This window comes from Streptomyces gilvus (genome assembly GCF_022513565.1).
Taxonomy (GTDB): domain Bacteria; phylum Actinomycetota; class Actinomycetes; order Streptomycetales; family Streptomycetaceae; genus Streptomyces; species Streptomyces gilvus.
Window position 1 is genome coordinate 156,486 of sequence record NZ_JAKWBE010000016.1, and the last position, 20,956, is coordinate 177,441.

At 70.4% G+C, this 20,956-nt stretch carries 21 protein-coding genes and 1 tRNA gene; 9 read left to right on the forward strand and 13 right to left on the reverse strand.

The features are described from left to right. From MKW14_RS41320 to MKW14_RS24715, 4 genes are all read right to left on the reverse strand, one after another. Nucleotides 1–993 (reverse strand): choice-of-anchor P family protein, encoded by a 993-nt coding sequence (locus tag MKW14_RS41320; protein ID WP_240865392.1) that lies wholly within the window; start codon nt 991–993, stop codon nt 1–3. 369 nt (nt 994–1,362) lie between these two features. Further along, nucleotides 1,363–1,436, reverse strand: a tRNA-Pro gene (locus MKW14_RS24705). 41 nt (nt 1,437–1,477) lie between these two features. Further along, complete coding sequence (locus tag MKW14_RS24710; protein ID WP_240865393.1) at nt 1,478–2,263, reverse strand: Pr6Pr family membrane protein; 786 nt, start codon at nt 2,261–2,263, stop codon at nt 1,478–1,480. A gap of 120 nt (nt 2,264–2,383) precedes the next feature. Next, nucleotides 2,384–3,310: a metallophosphoesterase gene (locus MKW14_RS24715; RefSeq protein ID WP_240865395.1), complete on the reverse strand. Its 927-nt coding sequence runs from the start codon at nt 3,308–3,310 to the stop codon at nt 2,384–2,386. 143 nt (nt 3,311–3,453) lie between these two features. Between MKW14_RS24715 and MKW14_RS24720 the strand changes: the two genes are divergently transcribed. Next, nucleotides 3,454–3,918, forward strand: coding sequence for a GatB/YqeY domain-containing protein (locus tag MKW14_RS24720; protein ID WP_208782104.1), 465 nt, complete (start codon nt 3,454–3,456; stop codon nt 3,916–3,918). A gap of 158 nt (nt 3,919–4,076) precedes the next feature. Here MKW14_RS24720 and MKW14_RS24725 read toward each other — a convergent pair whose 3' ends face one another. Beyond that, nucleotides 4,077–6,350, reverse strand: coding sequence for a transglycosylase domain-containing protein (locus tag MKW14_RS24725; RefSeq protein WP_240865396.1), 2,274 nt, complete (start codon nt 6,348–6,350; stop codon nt 4,077–4,079). Nucleotides 6,351–6,758: 408 nt separating this feature from the next. Here MKW14_RS24725 and wblA point away from each other — a divergent pair, with 408 nt between their 5' ends. Beyond that, nucleotides 6,759–7,097 carry a transcriptional regulator WblA gene (gene wblA, locus MKW14_RS24730; protein ID WP_058924101.1) on the forward strand — a complete coding sequence of 113 codons (339 nt, stop codon included), beginning with the start codon at nt 6,759–6,761 and terminating at the stop codon, nt 7,095–7,097. Nucleotides 7,098–7,139: 42 nt separating this feature from the next. Here wblA and bagB read toward each other — a convergent pair whose 3' ends face one another. Next, entirely contained in the window at nt 7,140–8,528 is a 1,389-nt protein-coding gene (gene bagB / locus MKW14_RS24735) for an ATPase BagB (protein WP_240865397.1), read from the reverse strand. Nucleotides 8,529–8,698: 170 nt separating this feature from the next. Next, nucleotides 8,699–9,676, reverse strand: coding sequence for an ATPase BagA (gene bagA, locus MKW14_RS24740; RefSeq protein ID WP_240865398.1), 978 nt, complete (start codon nt 9,674–9,676; stop codon nt 8,699–8,701). A gap of 72 nt (nt 9,677–9,748) precedes the next feature. On the opposite strand from bagA, the gene sp36 reads away from it, so the two are divergent. The 4 genes from sp36 (at nt 9,749) to MKW14_RS24760 (ending at nt 12,167) form a co-directional block, all read left to right on the forward strand. Further along, the gene (sp36, locus tag MKW14_RS24745; protein WP_003991873.1) at nt 9,749–9,907 is read left to right on the forward strand and encodes a Sp36 family protein; all 159 of its coding nucleotides are present in this window, start codon (nt 9,749–9,751) and stop codon (nt 9,905–9,907) included. Continuing rightward, on the forward strand, nt 9,907–10,371 hold the full coding sequence (locus MKW14_RS24750; protein WP_240865399.1) for a RidA family protein: 465 nt from the start codon (nt 9,907–9,909) through the stop codon (nt 10,369–10,371). Before sp36 ends, MKW14_RS24750 begins: the two co-directional genes overlap by 1 nt. A 99-nt stretch (nt 10,372–10,470) precedes the next feature. Further along, on the forward strand, nt 10,471–11,340 hold the full coding sequence (locus MKW14_RS24755; RefSeq protein ID WP_240865400.1) for an NUDIX hydrolase: 870 nt from the start codon (nt 10,471–10,473) through the stop codon (nt 11,338–11,340). Next, nucleotides 11,337–12,167 (forward strand): MBL fold metallo-hydrolase, encoded by an 831-nt coding sequence (locus MKW14_RS24760; protein WP_240865401.1) that lies wholly within the window; start codon nt 11,337–11,339, stop codon nt 12,165–12,167. Before MKW14_RS24755 ends, MKW14_RS24760 begins: the two co-directional genes overlap by 4 nt. Nucleotides 12,168–12,184: 17 nt before the next feature. Here MKW14_RS24760 and MKW14_RS24765 read toward each other — a convergent pair whose 3' ends face one another. Further along, entirely contained in the window at nt 12,185–13,003 is an 819-nt protein-coding gene (locus MKW14_RS24765; protein ID WP_240865403.1) for a nucleotidyltransferase domain-containing protein, read from the reverse strand. Nucleotides 13,004–13,039: 36 nt separating this feature from the next. After that, on the reverse strand, nt 13,040–13,714 hold the full coding sequence (locus MKW14_RS24770) for a Crp/Fnr family transcriptional regulator (protein WP_058924095.1): 675 nt from the start codon (nt 13,712–13,714) through the stop codon (nt 13,040–13,042). 276 nt (nt 13,715–13,990) lie between these two features. Here MKW14_RS24770 and nth point away from each other — a divergent pair, with 276 nt between their 5' ends. The 3 genes from nth to MKW14_RS24785 all read left to right on the forward strand — a co-directional run bounded on the left by nth (nt 13,991) and on the right by MKW14_RS24785 (nt 17,433). Next, a complete protein-coding gene (gene nth / locus MKW14_RS24775) occupies nt 13,991–14,965 on the forward strand; it encodes an endonuclease III (protein ID WP_374116591.1) in 975 nt (324 codons plus the stop codon). Nucleotides 14,966–15,441: 476 nt separating this feature from the next. Further along, on the forward strand, nt 15,442–16,137 hold the full coding sequence (locus tag MKW14_RS24780) for an NUDIX hydrolase (RefSeq protein WP_240865405.1): 696 nt from the start codon (nt 15,442–15,444) through the stop codon (nt 16,135–16,137). A gap of 96 nt (nt 16,138–16,233) precedes the next feature. Next, on the forward strand, nt 16,234–17,433 hold the full coding sequence (locus tag MKW14_RS24785; RefSeq protein ID WP_240865406.1) for a MarP family serine protease: 1,200 nt from the start codon (nt 16,234–16,236) through the stop codon (nt 17,431–17,433). Nucleotides 17,434–17,460: 27 nt separating this feature from the next. Here MKW14_RS24785 and MKW14_RS24790 read toward each other — a convergent pair whose 3' ends face one another. The 4 genes from MKW14_RS24790 to nhaA form a co-directional block, all read right to left on the reverse strand. Further along, a complete protein-coding gene (locus tag MKW14_RS24790) occupies nt 17,461–17,643 on the reverse strand; it encodes a hypothetical protein (RefSeq protein ID WP_240865407.1) in 183 nt (60 codons plus the stop codon). A gap of 127 nt (nt 17,644–17,770) precedes the next feature. Further along, a complete protein-coding gene (locus MKW14_RS24795; RefSeq protein ID WP_240865408.1) occupies nt 17,771–18,724 on the reverse strand; it encodes an alpha/beta fold hydrolase in 954 nt (317 codons plus the stop codon). Beyond that, nucleotides 18,721–19,236: a phage holin family protein gene (locus tag MKW14_RS24800; protein WP_240865409.1), complete on the reverse strand. Its 516-nt coding sequence runs from the start codon at nt 19,234–19,236 to the stop codon at nt 18,721–18,723. The genes MKW14_RS24795 and MKW14_RS24800 overlap by 4 nt, the downstream gene beginning before the upstream one ends. Nucleotides 19,237–19,313: 77 nt before the next feature. Next, complete coding sequence (nhaA, locus tag MKW14_RS24805; RefSeq protein ID WP_240865410.1) at nt 19,314–20,750, reverse strand: Na+/H+ antiporter NhaA; 1,437 nt, start codon at nt 20,748–20,750, stop codon at nt 19,314–19,316. Nucleotides 20,751–20,956: the final 206 nt, after the last annotated feature.

The window sequence follows — 20,956 nt, forward strand, 5'->3', positions numbered from 1 at the left end:
TCAAGAGAACGGTTCCGACGACACAATCGCAGTCCGACCAGTGGTCGGCCTCGCGCTGAAGGCCGCGTTCACGCCGGGGACGCCGACGGTCCAGCGTGTTGCCTCCTCACCGCCGTCAGCGGGCAGGACGAGGTGGATGCCGTTGACCTTGAGGCCGGTATCGGCGCCGGTAGTGGGCAGCTGTTCGTTCACGATGAGTCGGCCACCTCCGACGAGCGGGATCTCCGTATTCGGATCACCCGATACCGTAACCGGAACTCCCGCGATCTTCAGGGTGAGTGTGGTGCTGCCCGTGGCCTTGCCGCACTCGCTGCTGGAGGTCGCGGTGAGCCCGGACACCTCGATGACCGGAACACCCGGCAGCCCAATGCGTGCCTCTGCCACGGTCGAGGTCGCCGTGACCTTGCCGAGGGCGAGCACCGTGGTGACCTTGGGACACAGCTTCTGCACGGACAGCAGCGGTGAGTCGAGCTCGGCCGAGCACGGGGTGTCGGTCACGGTCGCGTCCGCCGTGCGGACGGTTCCGGTGTCGGGCTGCGGATCGATCTTCAGCAAGGGTACGCCGATGAGGTCGACGTGTGCCGAGGCGCCGTAGGCGCGGCCTGTGGCGTATTGGAGCTTCAGCTCTGCCGAGGTGTCGGAGGCCAGGTAACCGGCGTCACCGGCAAAGGACGCGCGCAGCGGGACGGTCGCGGAGTCGGTCAGCGGCTGGTCCACCGACGCGACGGGGCAGCTCGCGGTACCCGTGGTGCTCGTAGTACCGGTGCACGCCTGTTGGTTGTCCCCGGTACCGAGGGCGAAGCGCACGCTGCGCCCGGGTACCGCCTCCCCGTGGAAGTCGGTGAGCTTTGCGGCCAGTTGGGCGGGAGTGCCGTTGGCGAGGTGCGTCACGCCGGTGTAGTCGAGTTCTGTCGGCGAGGTCAGGCCCAGTTCCGCAGACGTGCTGGACGGGTTGTAGTCGTCATCGCCGCCGAAGGCGACAGCGACGGACACCGCATTCGACGTTCCTTGCGGTTGGTCCACCGAGTCGATGGTGCAGGTCGCCGTACCCGATGCCGTGGTGGTCCCGGTGCACGTCTGCTGTGCGGCGCCCGTGCCCAGGGTGAATCGCACGGCACGGCCGTCGATCGGCGTTCCGAAGTTGTTGGTGAGCTTCGCCGAAAGGCTGGCCGGTGAACCGTGATCACGCAGGGTGCCGAAGCAATGGATGACATCTTCGCCGAAGAGCAGGAAGGGGAGGACGCGGAGGGCGAGGAAGAGGGTGACGCGGTGGCCTGATCAAATTCGTTTGGCCCCCTGTTTGGCCCCCCCGGGCATGACAAAGGGCCAATCGCAATCATGCGATTGGCCCTCTGACCAGCGTCGGGGTGGCGGGATTTGAACCCACGACCTCTTCGTCCCGAACGAAGCGCGCTGCCAAGCTGCGCTACACCCCGATGTCGCTGCAGTCCTGCTTGTCGCGGCGACGTCGTTTACTTTAGCCCACCGGTGGCTGGAGACGAAATCCGGTTTTCGCGCGGTGGCGGACGAGGTTCGGGCGGGCGTGGTCGAGGGCGACGAGGAGGACGGCGAGGGCGTAGAAGGCGAGGCCCAGGAGGAGGGCGTTGCCGAGGACGCTCTTGTAGCCGTGCAGGTCGACGTCCAGGAAGGGGTAGAGGTAGCGGCCTCGCGTTCCGGGGAGGATCAGTTCGCCTCGGATGAAGGAGAAGGCCAGGTAGGTCAGGGGGTAGAGGAGCCACGGTGCCGCCTGGCGCAGGTGCGGGCGGTCCGGGGCTGTGAGGAGCAGCCAGTCCAGGACCGCGGCCACCGGGATGGCCGTGTGGAGGAGCTGGTTGGTCAGCCACAGCCAGCCCGTCGGTGCCGTCGTGCCGCCCGTCAGGGAGAAGGGGGGCGAGGTGTGGGTCAGGAGCAGGTGGTAGACCAGGGCCGAGATGACGACGTAGAGCAGCGCCCCGCCCGTCACCGCGGACGGCAGCGGGCGGCGGGCCGTCCAGGCTCGGCGGGCCGAGACGGTGAGGACGGCGGCCAGGAACAGGCTGCTCTGGATCGTGAAGTGGCTCAGTACCCGGACCGGGCTGCCGAGGAACAGGTCGATGGTGACGGCCGACACCGCCACCAGGGCCACCAGCAGGCGGAACAAGGCGGTCAGGGGGCGCCGGGCCGGGGTCACCACCGCCGCGGCGGGGACGGCGGAGGGCATCAGCGCGGGCACGCCCGGGACCGCGGGCAGGTCCGGGATGTCCCTGGGTATGGGGGCGGTCATGCCCCCATGCTCAGGAGATGGGACGAAAGGGGCCAGCTGGGGTGGGCCGTATGGGCGAGCAGTGTGGGTGACAGGGGCAACGGCTCCCGCACCGCGGCTGCGACCCCCGGGTGCGGCTGCCTACTCCCGCCCCACCAACGTCAGCAGCGTGACCTCCGGTGGGCAGGCGAACCGTACCGGGGTGTAGCGGTTCGTGCCGCAGCCCGCCGAGACGTGCAGGTAGGACGTACGGCCCTCCGCCCGGTGTGAGGACAGGCCCTTCACCCGGTCCGCGTCCAGGTCGCAGTTGGTGACCAGGGCGCCGTAGAAGGGGATGCAGAGCTGGCCGCCGTGGGTGTGGCCGGCCAGGATCAGCGGGTACGAGTCCGCCGTGAAGGCGTCCAGGACGCGCAGGTACGGCGCGTGGACGACGCCCATCGAGAAGTCCGCCGAGCGTGAGGGGCCGCCGGCCACCTGGACGTAGCGGTCCCGCTTGATGTGCGGATCGTCCAGGCCCGTCAGCTCGACCGAGACACCCTCGACCTTCAGCTGGCCGCGCGTGTTGGTGAGGTTCAGCCAGCCCGCCGCGTCGAAACCGTCCCGCAGGTCCTCCCACGGGTTGTGGATCGCGCCGACGACCGGCGGGTTGCCGTTCAGACCGTGCCGGCCCTGCACCTTCTCCAGCAGGTAGCGGGCGGGGTTGCGGGGCCTCGGGCCGTAGTAGTCGTTGGAGCCGAAGACGTAGGCGCCGGGGAACTCCATCAGCGGGCCCAGCGCGTCCAGGACCTCGGGCACGGCCTCCGGGTCGGACAGGTTGTCACCGGTGTTGATCACGAAGTCGGGGCGCAGGCCGGCCAGGGAGCGCAGCCAGCGCTGCTTCTTGCGCTGGCCGCCGACCATGTGGATGTCGGAGACCTGCAGGACGCGCAGGGGGCGCATGCCGGACGGCAGGACGGGCACCGTCACCCTTCGCAGGCGGAAGGAGCGGGCCTCGAACCCCGCCGCGTAGGCCACACCGGCGGCGCCTGCCGCCGCGATCCCCAGAGGTACTCCGTATCGAGCGCGCATACCTCCATCGTGACAGACCCGGCACGGCACCCGAGCCACCCCGGTCCGTGACCGCAGGATCCTCACCGCCCTTTAAAAGAGCGGGCGTCGGGCCGTCTAAATGCGAGGGCGTCCGGGTGTCGGCACCTGCGACAATCAAACCCATGACCACGCTCAAGTCGAAGCTGCAGGAAGACCTCACGGCCGCGATCAGGGAGCACGACGAGCTCCGCTCCTCGACGCTCCGGCTGACGCTCGCCGCGATCACCAAGGAGGAGGTCGCGGGCAAGCAGAAGCGCGAGCTGTCCGACGACGAGGTGCAGAAGGTGATCACCCGCGAGGCGAAGAAGCGCCGGGAGGCGGCCGAGGCCTTCGCGCAGGGTGGCCGCGCCGAGTCCGCCGAGCGGGAGAAGGCGGAGGGCGAGGTCCTCGCCGCGTACCTGCCGAAGCAGCTCAGCGACGAGGAGCTGAACACCATCGTCGCCCAGGCCGTCGAGGAGGCGAAGGCGGCCGGCGCCGAGGGGCCGCGTGCCATGGGCGCGGTCATGAAGATCGTCAACCCGAAGGTCGCGGGCCTGGCCGAGGGCGGCCGGGTCGCCGCAGCGGTGAAGCGCCTCCTCGCCGACTGACCGGAAGCGGGAAAGCCGCCCACCCCTGTACGAGCAAGAGGACGGCCCCTGGTCGTCGTAACGGAGAAGTCCGTTACGACGACCAGGGGCCGTCGGCGTCTCAGGTGCCGGCGTCAGCCGTGCCGACCGTGCCGACCGTGCCGACCGTCCCGGCCGTGTCAGCCGCGGCGGCCGCCGTTTCCGTTGCCGTTGGTCTGGCCCTGGAAGAGGTTGTCCGGGAAGGAGAACGTCGGCGTCGGGAAGGTGGTGCCGCCGTTGTTGCCGCCCGAGTCCGTGCCGCCGTTGGTCAGGCCGGCGATGAGGCCGCCGGTGTCGCCGTTGTTCCCGTCACCGTTGCCGTTGCCGTTCCCCTTGCCCTTGTGGGCGTCGGGGATGTTGACGAGGTGGAACTGCTCCACCGGCTTGCCGTCCAGCGCGCCGTCCATCATGTCGCGCCAGATCGGTCCGGGGACCTTGCCGCCGTAGACCTTCTCGTTCCAGACGCCGCCGATGCTGATGTTCTTCATCTGGCGCTCGTGGGCCGGGTCGCCGACCCAGACGGCGCCCGCCATGTTCGGGGTGAAGCCGACGAACCAGGCCGCGTAGCGGTTGTCCGTGGTACCGGTCTTGCCCGCGCTCGGGCGGCTGTCGAGACCCGCCTCCGTACCGGTGCCGTCCTCGACCACGCCCTTCAGCAGCGTGGTGACGGTGTCCGCGGTCTTCTCCGACATGGCGCGCGAGCAGGTGGACTTCGGCACCTCCAGCGACTTCTTCTGGGTGCCCACGGTCTGGGTGATCGACTCGATGGCGACCGGCGTGCAGTACATGCCGCGCGCGGCGAAGGTCGCGTAGGCGTTCGCCATGGTCAGCGGCGACATCTCCTGCGTGCCGAGCGCGATCGACGGGGCCTGCTGGATCTTCTTGCCGTCGGCCCGCTGCACGCCCATCTTCTGCGCCATCGTCGTCACCGGGCAGATGCCGATGTCGCTGATCAGCTGCACGTAGTAGGTGTTGACCGACTTGGCGGTCGCCTCCTTCATGGAGTACGGGCCGTGCTCGTCGGTGTTCTCGTTGGTGAGCTTGACGCCCTTCTCGTCCCAGGTCCTGCCGTCGCAGGCGGAGACGGGGGCCGGGTAGTCCATCTCGTACGGCGAGGAGTACTCCTGCGTCGCCGGCGTACCGCCCTCGATGGCGGCCGCGGCCACGATCGCCTTGAACGTCGAACCGGGCTGGTAGCCGGCGCCGCCGCCCATGTCCTTGTCCACGGACAGGTTGATCGAGGTCTCGTGGTCCTTGACGTTGATGCCGTACGGCCGTGACTGGCCCATCGCCAGGATCTTGCCGGTGCCGGGTTCCACGATGGTGGCGGCGGTGGCGACCTGGTCGCTCTTGTAGACGTGCTTCTTGATGGAGTTCTGGACGGATTTCTGGGACTGCGGGTCCAGCGTGGTGCGGATCGTCAGACCGCCCTGGTTCCAGACCTTGGCCCGGGCCTCCTGGGTCTTGCCGAAGATCGGGTTGGTCAGGAAGACCTCGCGCACGTAGTCGCAGAAGAAGCCGGCGCCCTTGACGGCGGTGATGCAGCCGTTCTTGGGCTTGCTGGGGTCGAGGCCCAGCGGCGTCTTCTTGGCCGCGTTGGCCTCCGTCTGCGAGATGTCGCCCATGTCGGCCATGCGCTGCAGTACGACGTTGCGGCGCAGGGTGGCCTCCGTCGCGTCGTTGACCGGGTCGTACCGGGTCGGCGACTGGACGATGCCCGCGAGCAGAGCGGCCTGCTGGAGGTTGAGGTCCTTGGCGTGCTTGGAGAAGTAGCGCTGGGAGGCGGCCTCGACGCCGTAGGCCTGCTCGCCGAAGAACGTGATGTTCAGGTAGTTCTCGAGGATCTTCTTCTTGCCGAGCTCCTCCTCCACCTGGATCGCGTACTTCAGCTCCTTGATCTTGCGGCCGAGGGTCTGCTGGGTGGCCTCGGCGACCTTGGTGGGGTCGTCGCCGGCCTCCTCCACGAAGACGTTCTTCACGTACTGCTGGGTGAGCGTGGAGGCGCCCTGGGCGACCCCGCTGCTCTGCACGTTCTTGTTGAGGGCGCGCAGCACGCCCTTCAGGTCGACCGCGCCGTGCTGGTAGAAGCGCGAGTCCTCGATCGCGACGATCGCCTTCTGCATGTACGGCGAGATGTCCTTGAGCTGGACGACCGTACGGTCGCGCGAGTACACGGTGGCGATCTGGCCGCCGTCGGCGTCGAGGATGGTGGTGCGCTGGCTGAGCGGGGGCGTCTTCAGGTTGGCCGGGAGCTCGTCGAAGCTCTCCACCGACCCCTTGGCGGCCAGGCCCAGCGCGCCCACGGCGGGCAGCGCGATGCCGGCCAGGACGGCTCCCGCGAGCACACTGACACCGAGGAACTTGGCGGCCTGCTGCGTTGGGGACAGGCCACCGCCCGAGCGCTTCTTTGGCATGAGGGCAGCCTACGTTCTCAATCGCCGGACACACGTATATGCCTTGGCCTAAGCTGCTCTCAACTGTCACAGCTGTAGGGCCACGTATCAATACGTCCGGCGACCCCGAATCGTTCCGGAAGTTCCCCGACTTTTTTGGTGGGGGCGTGTCCGAATCCGCCTTGTGTGTCGGGCGGTGTCCGTTGTGACTCCCTGGAACTGTCCCGTTTCGCCGGGAAAGTCACGTATGTCACCAGCTCACTCCCCCGGGTGATCTGCCGCTTACCCATAGTCCGTTCGGGCCATTCAAGATTGGGCCCGAAGGGGGTGTTGCGCTGTGCCCGCCTTCCGTAACGTCCTCAACTGGCGGCGGTGAATATGCCGCTGCCGCCGTGGGGGAGCCTCGATTCGGGAGAGGACGGCGCCGGTATGGGCTGGGTAACCGACTGGAGTGCGCAGGCCGCCTGCCGCACTACCGATCCGGATGAACTGTTCGTTCAGGGAGCAGCGCAGAACAGGGCCAAGGCGGTGTGCACCGGATGCCCGGTACGCACCGAGTGCCTGGCCGACGCGCTGGACAACCGCGTCGAGTTCGGCGTGTGGGGAGGCATGACGGAGCGGGAGCGCCGCGCGCTGTTGCGCAGGCGGCCCACCGTGACCTCCTGGCGCCGGCTGCTCGAGACGGCACGTGTGGAGTACGAGCGGGGCGTGGGCATCCTGCCGCTCGACGACGACGAGGTGTACGAGAACTACGCGGCGGTGAGCTGAGGGCACCCCTCGGCTCAGGCGACGGCGGTTTCGAGCCTCGGCTCAGTCGACAGCCGTCTCGGGCAGCTCCGGCCGGTTGGCCGCGAGCCGGTCACCGATGTCCCTGAGGCCCGCGAGGTCGTGCACATCGCCGGGCAGCGCGGCCACTTCGGCCACCGCCACCTCGGGGTGGAGCGCGGTGAAACGGTCACGCGTGCGCTGCTCGCGGGAGAGCAGTTGCATACGATCGGCGTGCAGCCTCAGCAGGCCCGCGGTGAGCCGCTCGACGCCCTGGGTGCCCTCGCCGGCCTCGTCCTCCTCGTCCGGACCGGGGGAGTTGGTCCTGGACACGGGAGGGTCGGCGGGCCGGGTCGCCCCGGACGCGGCGGGCCCGGATGCGGGAGATTCTGAACTGCCGTACGTGTCGGGAGAGTTACGAAGTCCAGCTTTCCCGCCGTCCTGATCGACAATGCGGGGCTCCACAAGATTTTCCGCGGCGCCGAGCGCGCGCTCGGCCGACAGCCGGTCGGCGCCGCTGCCGTGGACCCGGTTGAGCACCAGTCCGGCCAGCGGCATGTCCTCGGCCGCCAGCCGCTCCACGAAGTACGCGGCCTCGCGCAGCGCGTCACGCTCCGGGGCCGCCACCACCAGGAACGCCGTCCCCGGCGCCTGCAGCAGCTTGTACGTGGCGTCCGCGCGCGTGCGGAACCCGCCGAAGGTCGTGTCCATCGCCGCGACGAACGTCTGGACGTCCTTGAGGAGCTGACCGCCCAGCAGTTTGCCGAGTGTGCCGGTCATCATCGACATCCCGACGTTCAGGAACTTCATCCCCGCGCGTCCGCCCAGCTTGGCGGGCGCGGTCAGCAGCCGGATCAGCCGGCCGTCGAGGAACGACCCGAGCCGCTTGGGCGCGTCCAGGAAGTCCAACGCCGAGCGGGAGGGCGGGGTGTCGACGACGATCAGGTCCCACTCGTCCCGGGCCCTCAACTGCCCCAGCTTCTCCATCGCCATGTACTCCTGCGTGCCGGCGAAGCCCGCGGACAGCGACTGGTAGAAGGGGTTCGACAGGATCGTGGCCGCGCGCTCGGGGTCCGCGTGCGCCTCGACGACCTCGTCGAACGTGCGCTTCATGTCGAGCATCATCGCGTGCAGTTCGCCGTCGCCCTCGACGCCCTTCACGCGGCGTGGCGTGTTGTCCAGCGAGTCGATGCCCATGGACTGGGCGAGCCTGCGCGCCGGGTCGATGGTCAGCACGACCACCTTGCGTCCGCGCTCGGCGGCCCTGAGGCCGAGCGCCGCCGCCGTCGTGGTCTTGCCGACCCCGCCCGAGCCGCAGCACACCACGATCCGCGTCGCCGGGTCGTCCAGCAGCGGGTCGACGTCGAGCACCCGCGCGGGGGAGAGGCGGTGGGGGCGGACGCCCTCCTGGGCGCTTGCCGAATCCGGACTCATGACATCCCCTGCTTCCGACTTGTGCCGCGGTTCATGACGGGCCCTGCTTTTGATGCGTGCCGCGGTTCATGACGGGCGCCCGCTTCCGATAGGCGCCCCGGTTCATGACAGGCCTGCTTCCGACGTGTGCCCCGGTTCATCGCAGACCCGCTTCCGACTCGTACCGCCGTTCATGACAGGTTCTGCTTCCGCAGTTCCCTGGCCAGCTCGTACAGGCCCGCCAGGTCCATGCCCTCGGCGAGCAGCGGCAGTTCGTGCAGCGGCAGGCCCAGTTCGGTGAGGACCGAGCGCTGTTCGTGCTCCAGCGCGTACCGCTCGGCGTACTCCTCCGCCTGCCGCAGCAGCGGGTCGACCAGCTTCTCTGCGTGCCCGCCACGCCGCGCGCCGCCGAGACCGGCCGCCGACAGCGCTTTCGCGAGGGAGGAACGCGGCACGCTGCGGACGAGTTCCAGGTCCGTGCCGTCCAACACCTCCGGGCGCACCATGTTGACGATGATCCGGCCCACCGGCAGCTTCGCGGCGCGCAGTTCGGCGATCCCGTCCGCGGTCTCCTGGACGGGCATCTCCTCCAGCAAGGTCACCAGGTGCACGGCCGTCTCCGGCGACTTCAGCACCCGCATCACGGCCTGCGCCTGATTGTGTATCGGCCCTATCTTCGCCAGGCCCGCCACCTCGTCGTTGACGTTCAGGAAGCGGGTGATGCGGCCGGTGGGGGGCGCGTCCATGACGACGTAGTCGTAGGTGAAGCGCCCGCTCTTCTCCTTGCGCCGCACCGCCTCGCACGCCTTGCCGGTCAGGAGCACGTCCCTGAGGCCCGGGGCGATGGTGGTGGCGAAGTCGATCGCGCCGAGCTTCTTCAGCGCTCTGCCGGCACCCCCGAGCTTGTAGAACATCTGGAGGTAGTCCAGAAGGGCCAGTTCGGGATCGATGGCGAGGGCGTACACCTCCCCGCCCCCGGGAGCGACGGCGATCTTCCGCTCCTCATAGGGCAGCGCTTCCGTCTCGAAGAGCTGCGCGATGCCCTGGCGCCCCTCGACCTCGACGAGAAGCGTCCGCTTCCCCTCGGTCGCGAGGGCCAACGCGAGAGCGGCGGCGACCGTGGTCTTTCCGGTCCCGCCCTTGCCGCTGACGACCTGGAGCCTGCTCACGTCTTCGAGCCTAACCAGTACGCCCGCGACCTACGCGGCAGCCTGTGGATAACAGCGGCTACAGTCAGCCACATGACCAAGTGGGAATACGCAACCGTGCCCCTGCTCGTCCACGCCACGAAGCAGATCCTGGACACCTGGGGCGAGGACGGCTGGGAGCTCGTCCAGGTCGTGCCCGGGCCCAACAACCCCGAGCAGCTGGTGGCCTACCTGAAGCGGGAGAAGCAGTAATGGGCGCGGTCGAGGCGAGGCTCGCCGAACTGGGCCTGACGCTTCCCGAGGTCGTCCCGCCGCTGGCCGCGTACCAGCCGGCCGTCCAGTCGGGCGGGTATGTCTACACGGCCGGCCAGCTGCCGATGGTGGAGGGCAAGCTGCCGGTCACGGGCAAGGTCGGCGCCGAGGTCACGGCGGAGGAGGCCAAGGACCTGGCCCGCACCTGCGCCCTCAACGCGCTGGCGGCGGTGAAGTCCGTCACCGGCGACCTGGACCGGATCGCGCGCGTGGTGAAGGTCGTCGGCTTCGTCGCCTCGGCGGCCGACTTCACCGGCCAGCCCGGTGTGGTCAACGGGGCGAGCGAACTGCTCGGCGAGGTCCTCGGCGACAAGGGCGTGCACGCGCGCAGCGCGGTCGGCGTGGCGGTGCTGCCGCTGGACGCTCCGGTGGAGGTCGAGATCCAGGTCGAGCTCGTGCCGTAACGGCCGCTCTGACCTCGTCGGACCGCTCCGACCTCGTCGGACCGCTCTGACCTCGGGGGACCTCTCGAACATTCGCGCACCACGGGATAGCCTCCGCCCATGGCGAATGGGCAGTGGTTTCCGCAGGTCTGGCCGGAACGCATCCGGGCGCTCGCCGAGGGCACCCTCACTCCGGTCGTCCCGAAGCGTGCGGCGACCGTCATGCTCCTGAAGGACACCGACGGCGGTCCCGCCGTCCACATGCTGCGCAGACGCGCCTCCATGGCCTTCGCCGGAGGCGTGTACGCGTATCCGGGCGGCGGGGTCGACCCCCGGGACGACGAGCGCCAGATCCGCTGGGCGGGCCCCACGCGCGCGTGGTGGGCCAACCGGCTCGGCGTCGACGAGGCGAGCGCCCAGGCGATCGTCTGCGCGGCCGTGCGGGAGACGTACGAGGAGGCGGGCGTCCTGCTCGCCGGGCCGTCCGCGGACTCCGTGGTCGGCGACACCACGGGCGAGGGCTGGGAGGCCGACCGCGCGGCCCTGGTCGCCCGCGACTTCTCCTTCGCCGAGTTCCTGGACCGTCGCGGTCTCGTCCTGCGCTCGGACCTGCTGGGCGCCTGGACCCGCTGGATCACGCCGGAGTTCGAGACCCGCCGCTACGACACGTGGTTCTTCGTCGCCGCCCTGCCGCACGGCCAGCGCACCCGCAACGCGTCCACGGAGGCCGACCGGACGGTGTGGATCCGGCCTCCGGAGGCCGCCGACGGCTACGACAAGGGCGAGCTGCTGATGATGCCGCCCACCATCGCGACCCTGCGCCAGCTGGCCCCGTACGCCACGGCCGAGGAGGCGCTGGCTGCGGCCCCGGGCCGTGACATGACCGCCGTACTGGCGCGGGCCCGGCTGCAGGACGGCGAGATCGTGCTGTCCTGGCCGGGTCACGACGAGTTCACCAAGCGCATCCCGACCGGTGGAGCCCCCGCATGACCGACACAGCAGCCCTCCCCGGCCGGCCCCGCGGTGGGGTCTCCTCCGGGCCCGCCACCGCGCGGGCCGTGAATGTGCTGGCCCCCAACGCCTCGCCGATGACCCTGGACGGCACGAACACCTGGATCCTCGCCGAGCCGGACTCCGAACTCGCGGTGGTCGTCGATCCCGGGCCGCTGGACGAGGGCCATCTGCGCGCGGTCGTCGACACCGCCGAGAAGGCCGGCAGGCGGGTCGCGCTGACCCTGCTGACCCACGGCCACCCGGACCACGCCGAGGGCGCCGCGCGCTTCGCCGAGCTCACCGGTACGAAGGTACGGGCCCTGGACCCGGCGCTGCGGCTGGGCGACGAGGGGCTGGGCGCCGGGGACGCGGTTACCGTCGGCGGTCTGGAGCTCAGGGTCGTACCGACGCCCGGGCACACCTCTGACTCGCTGTGCTTCCATCTCCCGGCCGACCAGGCGGTCCTGACCGGCGACACCGTCCTGGGCCGCGGTACGACGGTCGTGGCGCACCCCGACGGCCGTCTCGGCGACTACCTGGACTCGCTGCGCCGGTTGCGCTCCCTGACGGTCGACGACGGCGTCCACACCGTCCTCCCCGGTCACGGCCCGGTCCTGGAGGACGCGCAGGGCGCCGTCGAGTTCTACCTCACCCACCGCGCCCACCGCCTCGCCCAGGTCGAGACGGCCGTCGAGGACGGCTACAGCACCCCCTCCGAGGTCGTCGCCCACGTCTACGCCGACGTCGACCGCTCCCTGTGGCCGGCCGCGGAGCTGTCGGTGCGCGCCCAGCTGGACTACCTGGAGGAGCACGGTCTGATCTAGGGCCTGACGAGGGGACCTCAGGGCCGGGGAGTCTTCACGCCGTGCACGCGTGCGTACTCGTCGGCGAGCCAGGGCCCGAGGTCGTCGACGTACGACCGCAGCACGGCCGGATCCCCGGTAGGTTCGTGGCCGAGCAGGGCGGCCGCGCGCAGCTGCTCGGCCCGCTCGGGGTAGTACGCGGCGAACGCCTCCGCCATCTCCGTCAGATCGCTGGTCCAGCCGCCCCAGCGGGGCATGACGAGCGTGAACCCGGTGCGCACGAGATGCCGTGACATGAACCGCACGAGGGGCCCGCGGGCCGCGTCCGTGTCGTCGGCGTCCGCGATCCGCCGACGCCAGCGGGGAAGCAACTCGGCGAGGTCGCCGTTGGTCTCGCGGGCGAGCAGGGAGTCGGGCCGGTAGCGCGGCAGGTACTCGGCGAGATCCTCCCCGAGCAGCGGCGTGCACATACAGGCCACGAACCACCCCAGGTCGTACGTCTCCGCCGCGCTCAGCAGCCGCGCCCGGCCGTACAGCAGCGTGCCGACGCCGTCGATCTCAGGGAACTCCTTGTCGAGCGCATCGCCCAGCGCCCGTACGGCGTCCCGGTCCGCGTCGGCCGGCTCGTGCTGGAGCGCGACCAGCAGATCCAGGTCGCTGCGCCCCACGCGCGCGGTGCCCCGCGGAACCGATCCGTAGAGGTACGCGCTGTGCAGCCGTGCCCCGAAGAGGTCCAGCAGCCGGTCACGAGCGGCGGCGACGACGGGGCGGAAGGCGTGCGGGACGCGCCCGAGGGAGCCCTCGCGCTCGATGCAGCCCTGGGGATCGAGCCCCTTGGAGAGCATGTTGTCGGACATGGCTCCCCTACATCAGCCGGAACTCCCTCAGGAGCGTCAGCGAGACCGCTTGGCGAGCCTCTCGACGTCCAGGAGGATCACCGCACGCGCCTCCAGGCGCAGCCATCCGCGCTGGGCGAAGTCCGCCAGCGCCTTGTTGACCGTCTCGCGCGAGGCGCCGACCAGCTGGGCCAGCTCCTCCTGCGTGAGGTCGTGGACCACGTGGATGCCCTCCTCGGACTGCACGCCGAAGCGGCGCGAGAGGTCCAGCAGGGCGCGGGCCACACGGCCGGGGACGTCCGAGAAGACCAGGTCGGACATCTGGTCGTTGGTCTTGCGCAGCCGTCGCGCGACGGCGCGCAGCAGGGCGCCGGCCACCTCGGGCCGTACGTTCAGCCAGGGCTGCAGGTCGCCGTGGCCCAGGCCGAGCAGCTTGACCTCGGTCAGCGCGGTGGCCGTGGCGGTGCGCGGGCCCGGGTCGAACAGCGACAGCTCGCCGATCAGCTCGCCGGGGCCGACGACGGCGAGCATGTTCTCGCGGCCGTCGGGCGAGGTGCGGTGCAGCTTGACCTTGCCCTCGGTGACGACATAGAGCCGGTCACCGGGGTCGCCCTCGTGGAAGAGCGAGTCACCGCGCGCGAGGGTCACCTCACTCATGGAGGCGCGGAGCTCCGCGGCCTGCTCGTCGTCGAGCGCCGCGAAGAGCGGGTTCCGCCGCAGAACGTCGTCCACGAGTTCTCTCCTTGTCGACCTGCTCAGGGGATCTTGCTCCCCCTTGGTACCAGGGGTCCGTGTTCCCCATCTTGCCGGACGGTCCAAACAGTGTGATCTGTCACAAGGATGCCGCACAGGTGTCCCGGGGTGGGCGGCAGGGGTCCAATTGGCGGCCGATCCCCTGGGTCCGGGGCGGATGTCAGTGGCGGGCTCTAGGCTGGCCGGGTGTCCAAAACGCCGGTGAGAGCACAGGCCAAGGGGGCTGGGCGGGTGGTTGTACGTCGTGATTCCGCTGTGGGCGAACAGAACTCCGGTGGCGGAAAGAAACCGGCAAAAGCGACAGAAGCGGTTCCGGTGAAGAAGGCGGCCGCGAAGCGGGCTGTGAAAAAGGCGGCTGTGCAGAAGGCGCCCGTGAAGAAGACGGTGGTGGCGCCCAAGAAGGCGACCGCCGCGGTGAAGGGCGCCCCGGCCGCGAAGACCGTCGCGCCCGCGAAGGGCGAGTCGCACACCGCCCTCGTACGCCGTGCCCGGCGGATCAACCGCGAGCTGGCCGAGGTGTACCCGTACGCCCACCCGGAGCTGGACTTCGAGAACCCCTTCCAGCTGATCGTCGCCACGGTCCTGTCGGCCCAGACCACGGACCTGCGCGTGAACCAGACGACACCGGCCCTGTTCGCCAAGTACCCGACCCCCGAGGACCTGGCCGCGGCCAACCCCGAGGAGGTCGAGGAGATCCTCCGCCCGACCGGGTTCTTCCGGGCCAAGACCAAGTCGGTGACAGGGCTGTCGAAGGGGATCGTCGAGCAGTTCGGCGGGGAGGTGCCCGGCCGTCTGGAAGACCTGGTCAAGCTGCCCGGTGTGGGCCGCAAGACCGCCTTCGTGGTGCTCGGCAACGCGTTCGGGCGCCCCGGCATCACCGTGGACACGCACTTCCAGCGGCTGGTCAGGCGGTGGCAGTGGACCGCGGAGAGCGACCCGGACAAGATCGAGGCCGCCGTGGGAGCGCTTTTCCCGAAGAGCGACTGGACGGACCTGTCGCACCATGTGATCTGGCACGGCCGCCGCATCTGCCACGCCCGCAAGCCCGCCTGCGGCGCCTGCCCCATCGCCCCGCTCTGCCCGGCGTACGGCGAGGGCGAGACGGACCCCGAGAAGGCGAAGAAGCTCCTCAAGTACGAGAAGGGCGGCTTCCCGGGGCAGCGCCTCAATCCCCCGCAGTCCTATCTGGACGCGGGCGGCAAGCCGGCGCCTCCGCTGGGGGCCGGGTGACGGGGCGACTTCCGGCGCTGCGGGCGCCGTACACCGGTCGCCGAGCCAGGAGGGGTACGACGGCGGGCGGGCCGGACTCGGAAGCGGGCCGGCCGGGGCTCACGGCCGCGGTGGCGCGTGCCCGCCCGTTGCGCGAGGGGGCCGACGAGCGCAGACGTGCGTCGTCGTGCCCGCCCACAGGCGTGGGCTCGGGCTCCGAGGGCATGCGCGAACCGGTGCCCTGCGTTGGCCGCTGCCCTGGCGGTTGGCCGGCGCCCTGCGTTGGCTGTCGCCCCGGGGGTTGGCCGGCATCTTGCGGTCGGCCTTCGCCTTGCGGTTGGCGGGGACCGAGGTCAGGGGTCCGGACCGTTTCCGTGGTCCCGTCGTCGGGGACCCGGACCCGGTCTCAGGGACGGTCTCCGGGGTGATCTCAGGGTCGTGGCAGGAACGGGTGAGGGGGCCGTGGGCGTTGGACGGGCAGGACGACGGGGGTGGCGATGACGCGCACGAGTGATACGCGGGGCGGGGCGGTGACGGTCAGCAAGGAAGGCCTGCCCGACTGGCTGGATGCGGTGGTGCGGGCGGTGGAGACGGTTCAGCCGCAGCAGCTGAGCCGCTTCCTGCCCCCGGCCGACGGCGCGGGCCGGCAGTCGGCGGTGCTGGTGCTGTTCGGCGAGGGCGAGCGCGGCCCCGAGCTGCTGTTGATGGAGCGGGCCAGCTCGCTGCGCTCGCACGCCGGCCAGCCCTCGTTCCCCGGCGGCGCCCTCGACCCCGAGGACGGCGACCCGAAGGCCGACGGGCCGCTGCGGGCCGCTCTCCGCGAGGCCGAGGAGGAGACGGGGCTGGACCCGTCCGGCGTTCAGGTCTTCGGCGTCCTGCCCAAGCTGTACATCCCGGTCAGCGGCTTCGTGGTGACCCCGGTGATGGGGTGGTGGCGCGAGCCGAGTCCGGTCGGCGTGGTCGATCCGAACGAGACGGCGCGGGTCTTCACCGTCCCCGTGGCGGATCTCACCAACCCCGACAACCGTGCGACGACCGTCCACCCCAGCGGCCACCGAGGTCCGGCATTCCTGGTCGAATCGGCCCTGGTGTGGGGCTTCACAGCCGGAATCATCGACCGCCTGCTCCACTACTCCGGCTGGGAGCGCCCCTGGGACCGCGGCAAGCAGGTCCCGCTCGACTGGCGCTCATGACAGGGTGTCTGCCGTGCTGTGTCTTCCCGGGGGACGTCTCCCGGACCCCCGGCTGACCTGTGGTGACCGCGACATGACGAGGCGAGGCTCGAACCGGTGAACGTGCTGGACATCCTGTTGCTGGTCGCCGCCGTGTGGTTCGCGATCGTCGGCTACCGCCAGGGCTTCGTCGTCGGCATCCTGTCGGTGATCGGTTTCCTCGGCGGCGGTCTCGTCGCGGTCTACACGCTGCCCGTCATCTGGGACGCCCTGACCGACAACGCCGAGGTCAGCACGACCGCCGCCGTGGTCGCGGTCGTCGTCGTGATCGTCTGCGCCTCCGTCGGGCAGGCCCTGACCACCCACCTCGGCAACAAACTGCGCCGGTACATCACCTGGTCCCCGGCCCGCGCCCTGGACGCGACCGGCGGCGCCCTGGTCAACGTGGTCGCGATGCTGCTGGTCGCGTGGCTGATCGGTTCCGCCCTCGCCGGCACGACGCTGCCCACCCTCGGCAAGGAGGTCCGTAACTCCAAGGTCCTCCTCGGTGTCTCCCGGGCGCTGCCCACGCAGGCGAACAGCTGGTTCGCGGACTTCTCCTCGGTCCTCGCGCAGAACGGCTTCCCGCAGGTCTTCAGCCCCTTCGCGAACGAGCCCATCACCGACGTCCAGCCGCCCGACCCGGCCCTCGCCAACAGCCCCGTCGCCGTCCGCGCCAAGCAGTCCATCGTCAAGGTCGTGGGCACCGCCCAGAGCTGCGGCAAGGTCCTCGAGGGCACCGGCTTCGTCTTCGCCGACCGCCGCGTCATGACCAACGCGCACGTGGTCGGGGGCGTCGACGAGCCCACCGTCCAGATAGGCGGCGAGGGCAGGACGTACGACGCCAAGGTGGTGCTGTACGACTGGCACCGGGACATCGCCGTCCTGGACGTGCCGAACCTGAAGGCGCCCGTCCTGAAGTTCTCGCCCACGGACGCCAAGCGTGACGACGGAGCGATCATCGCGGGCTTCCCGGAGAACGGCTCGTACGACGTCCGTGCCGCACGCGTGCGGGGGAAGATCCCCGCCAACGGCCCGGACATCTACCACCGGGGCACGGTGCACCGCGACGTCTACTCGCTGTACGCGACCGTCCGCCAGGGCAACTCCGGCGGTCCGCTGCTCACCCCGCAGGGGGAGGTGTACGGCGTGGTCTTCGCGAAGTCCCTCGACGACCCCGAGACCGGATACGCGCTCACCGCGGACGAGATCCAGGAGGACATCGTCAAGGGACGTACCGCGAACCAGCAGGTGGACAGCGACAGCTGCGCCCTCTGAGGCGTCCTGCGGGGTGAGGAGAAGGCGTCAGCCTCGAGGGTGACGCAGCCGTACCGAGACCCAGCGGGCCCGGCGGCGCAGAATGCGCGGGATGCCCACCCGGAGATCCGTGCCCGCCAGCTGCGGCGCACCGCCTCGTTGGTGGGAGCTCAGACCATCGGCCGAGCGGCGAGTGCGTGCTGCGTCACTGTAGTCGTGCGTCCAGCCCATACCCCGACGTGTGCCCCTGCCCCAAGGTCGCTAACCGTCACGAGAGCCCCCAATTGGCCTATGCGCCGGGCAAGTGGCTGTTCGTAGGACAGGTGTTCAGATCCGGATACCGGGCGCATCGGAACGGTCACCGATCGGGTTCGGGATCCTTCAGCCAGTTGACCAGTTCCGTGGTGAAGGCCGCCGGGTCCTCCTCGTGCGGGAAGTGGCCCAGGCCGTCGAACAGGCGCCAGCGGTAGGGGGCTTCGACGTACTCGCCGGAGCCGGCCGCGCTGCGGGTGCGCATCACCGGGTCGAGGGAGCCGTGCACATGGAGGGTCGGCACCCGCAGGGGGCGCTTCATGCGGCGGTTGAACTGGATGCCGTCGGGCCGGGCCATCGAGCGCACCATCCACCGGTACGGCTCGATCGAGCAGTGCGCCGTCGACGGGATGCACATCGCCCGGCGGTAGACGTCCAGCGCCTTGTCGTCGGGCGCCTGCGGCCCGGACCACTCCCGGATCAGCTCGGCGACGAGCGCTCCGTCGTCGGCGGTCAGCTGCCGCTCCGGGATCCACGGCCGCTGGAAGCCCCAGATGTAGGAACCGGCGCGCGTCTGGCGGACGTCCGCGAGCATCGCCGAGCGCCAGCGCCGCGGATGCGGCATCGAGGCCACCGCGAGCCGCCGTACCAGCTTGGGCCGCATCACGGCCGCCGTCCACGCCAGGTACCCGCCCAGGTCGTGGCCGACCAGCGCGGCGTCCGGCTCGCCGAGGGAGCGGATCACTCCGGTGATGTCGAGCGCGAGGTTGGCCGGGTCGTAGCCGCGCGGGGTGCGGTCGCTGCCGCCGACTCCGCGCAGGTCCATGGCGACGGCCCGGTAGCCGGCGTCGGCCAGCGCGCCGAGCTGGTGCCGCCAGGTCCACCAGAACTGCGGGAAGCCGTGCAGCAGCAGCACCAGCGGCCCGTCACCGGCCTCGGCGATGTGGAAGCGGGCGCCGTTGGCGGCGACGTCCCGATGGGTCACCTTCGTCCCGTCGGGGAGGGCGTCCGGTCGTACCACCGAAGCGGGTTGCGCCGAAGGCGTGGCGGGGTCCGTCATGAGGACGAGCGTGCCACAGCCTCGATGGCCGCGGGGGCGCGGTCCTCGATCGCCGGGGTCTCGGGCCGCGGGTGCGGCTTGGCCTTCTGCAGGACGCCCGCCGTCTCCTTCATGGACGCGGCCACCTTCTGCGGTCCCTTGCTCTTCTTCGCCTTCTTCGCGAAGATCACGCCGACCAGGGCGAGCAGCCCGGCGATCAGCACGTTCGCCGCGAAGGACAGCAGGAAGCACCAGCCGAGGCTCCAGCCGCCCTGGCCGTTGTGACCGCCGGTCCAGGCCTGGATGCCGTACGCCAGCGCGAAGTTGAGCATCGGCAGCGAGAACACGAGGACCGCGGCGGCCACCGTGAACGCCCCGCCGCTGGTCGCACCCTTCTTGACGTCCTGCTTGAGCTGCGCCTTGGCCAGCGCGATCTCGTCGTGCACCAGCGCCGACATCTCGGCCGTCGCCGAGGCGAACAGCTGACCGATGCTGCGTTCGGTGCCGACCGGGCTGCCGTCGGGTGCGCTCATCGCGGTCTCCCTCTTCTGCCTGACTGCTGTGGACGGATTCATGTGTACGGACGATCCATTTGTACCGTCCCGTCAGATCATGCCGGACGGCCGTCGTCCTCGCCCGCCCCGCCCGGTACTTCGGCGGGCGCGCGTCGCTCGGCGGCCTTCGCCTCGGCGATCCGCCGGTGCTCGGCCGCCTTCCCCTCGTAGATCGCCGCCATGCGCAGGTGGTACGCCGGATCGTCCTGCTCGTAGATGTCGGGGATGCCGTCGAGATCCTCGTCCCGCTCCTCGGCCTCGCACAGACCGCGGTACTTGGCGTTGCGGATCTTCAGCAGGACCGTCGCCAGCGAGGCCGCGATCAGGGATCCGGTGAGCACGGCGGCCTTGACCTCGTCGGTCAGTACGGCGTTCCCGTCGAAGGCCAGTTCGCCGATGAGCAGCGAGACGGTGAACCCGATGCCCGCCAGCGTCGCCACCGCGAACACGTCGGCCCACTCCAGGTCCTCACTGAGCGAGGCCCTGGTGAAACGTGCCGTCAGCCAGGTCCCGCCGAAGATCCCGACCGCCTTGCCGACGACCAGCCCGAGGACCACGCCGAGCGTCTCGGGCTTGGTGAACACATCGCCGAGCGCTCCCCCGGAGACCGCGACACCGGCGCTGAACAGCGCGAACAGCGGGACCGCGAGCCCGGCCGACAGGGGCCGCACCAGATGCTCGATGCGCTCGCCGGGGGAGTGCTCCTCGCCCTCGCGGCGGTGGCAGCGCAGCATGAGGCCCATCGCGACACCGGCGATGGTGGCGTGGACGCCGCTGTTGTACATGAGCGCCCAGATGACGACGGCGAGCGGCACGTACACGTACCAGCCGCGCACGCCCTTGCGCAGCAGCAGCCAGAAGACGGCCAGGCCCACGACCGCGCCGCCGAGCGCGGCGAAGTCGATGGAGCTGGTGAAGAAGACGGCGATGATCAGGATCGCGAAGAGGTCGTCGACGACGGCGAGCGTGAGCAGGAAGGCCCGCAGCGCGCTCGGCAACGACGTGCCGATGACGGCGAGGACCGCGAGCGCGAAGGCGATGTCGGTGGCCGTGGGCACCGCCCAGCCCCCGAGGGAGCCGTGACCGGTGAGGCTGGTGAGGGTGTAGACGAGCGCCGGTACGGCCATGCCGCACAGCGCCGCTACGACCGGCAGCGCGGCGGCCTTGGGGTCGCGGAGATCGCCCGCGACGAGTTCGCGCTTGAGCTCGATCCCGGCGACGAAGAAGAAGACCGCGAGAAGGCCGTCCGCGGCCCAGTGCGCGACCGAGAGATGCAGGCCGAGGGCCGCGGGGCCGAAGTGGAAGTGGCTGACGCTCTCGTAACTGTTGTGCAGCGCCGGGATGTTGGCCCAGACCAGCGCGGTGACCGCGGCCACGAGCAGCAGCACACCGCCGACCGTCTCGGTGCGCAGCGCGTCCGCGACGAAGGTCCGCTCGGGCAGCGAGAGCCGTCCGAGGACCTTGCGGGCGGTGGGGGTGCGGGGCGCGGCCACGGGGAGACCTCCGGTCGGTGGGCAGGACGGAACGCTTGCCGACCAGACTTCCCGGCACACCTGAGGGTGGAGCTTTGCTTAGTTTACCTAAAAGTGCGGCCGAGGGGAATCCGGCGATTCCCACGTTAGGCATGAAAAGGGCACCCGGCGCGCGCTCGGTGCCGGGTGCCCGCTTTCCGTGGTGCTCAGTCCTCGCTGGCTGCCGC